The sequence below is a fragment of the Pseudoduganella aquatica genome (assembly GCF_009857595.1).
Lineage (GTDB): Bacteria > Pseudomonadota > Gammaproteobacteria > Burkholderiales > Burkholderiaceae_D > Rugamonas > Rugamonas aquatica_A.
In genome coordinates this window covers 1-1,430 of sequence record NZ_WWCU01000100.1, presented here as the reverse complement: position 1 = coordinate 1,430, position 1,430 = coordinate 1, and the positions used below count along the sequence as shown (strand labels likewise).

General features: G+C 51.6%; 1 rRNA gene. It reads right to left on the bottom strand.

Annotated elements, in window-relative coordinates:
• Nucleotides 1-5: 5 nt before the first annotated feature.
• Nucleotides 6-1,430: ribosomal RNA gene (locus tag GTP77_RS29690) — 23S ribosomal RNA — on the bottom strand; the annotation flags it as partial.

The window sequence follows — 1,430 nt, the reverse complement described above, 5'->3', positions numbered from 1 at the left end:
GTTATAGGGACAAGCCTTACGGGCAATTAGTACTGGTTAGCTTAATGCATTACTGCACTTCCACACCCAGCCTATCAACGTCCTGGTCTCGAACGACCCTTCAAGGAGCTTAAAGCTCCGGGAAATCTCATCTCAAGGCAAGTTTCCCGCTTAGATGCTTTCAGCGGTTATCTCTTCCGAACTTAGCTACCCGGCAATGCCACTGGCGTGACAACCGGTACACCAGAGGTTCGTCCACTCCGGTCCTCTCGTACTAGGAGCAGCCCCCTTCAAATTTCCAACGCCCACGGCAGATAGGGACCAAACTGTCTCACGACGTTTTAAACCCAGCTCACGTACCACTTTAAATGGCGAACAGCCATACCCTTGGGACCGGCTACAGCCCCAGGATGTGATGAGCCGACATCGAGGTGCCAAACTCCCCCGTCGATATGAACTCTTGGGAGGAATCAGCCTGTTATCCCCAGAGTACCTTTTATCCGTTGAGCGATGGCCCTTCCATACAGAACCACCGGATCACTATGTCCTACTTTCGTACCTGCTCGACTTGTCGGTCTCGCAGTTAAGCACGCTTATGCCATTGCACTATCATCACGATGTCCGACCGTAATTAGCGTACCTTCGAACTCCTCCGTTACACTTTAGGAGGAGACCGCCCCAGTCAAACTGCCTACCATGCACTGTCCCCGATCCGGATCACGGACCAAGGTTAGAACCTCAAACAAACCAGGGTGGTATTTCAAGGTTGGCTCCACGAGAACTGGCGTCCCCGCTTCAAAGCCTCCCACCTATCCTACACAGATTGGTTCAAAGTCCAATGCAAAGCTACAGTAAAGGTTCATGGGGTCTTTCCGTCTAGCCGCGGGTAGATTGCATCATCACAAACACTTCAACTTCGCTGAGTCTCGGGAGGAGACAGTGTGGCCATCGTTACGCCATTCGTGCAGGTCGGAACTTACCCGACAAGGAATTTCGCTACCTTAGGACCGTTATAGTTACGGCCGCCGTTTACTGGGACTTCAATCAAGAGCTTGCACCCCATCATTTAATCTTCCAGCACCGGGCAGGCGTCACACCCTATACGTCCACTTTCGTGTTTGCAGAGTGCTGTGTTTTTATTAAACAGTCGCAGCCACCAGTTTATTGCAACCCTTTCGCCCTACTGAAGTAAATCAGCCAAGCTACCGGGGCGTACCTTTTCCCGAAGTTACGGTACCAATTTGCCGAGTTCCTTCTCCCGAGTTCTCTCAAGCGCCTTAGAATACTCATCTCGCCCACCTGTGTCGGTTTGCGGTACGGTCTCGTATGACTGAAGCTTAGAGGCTTTTCTTGGAACCACTTCCGATTGCTACGTGAACAAGTTCACTCGTCCCACTCCCTTGAATTACGCGCCCGGATTTGCCTAAGCGCCTTCTATGAAGCAGAAACTG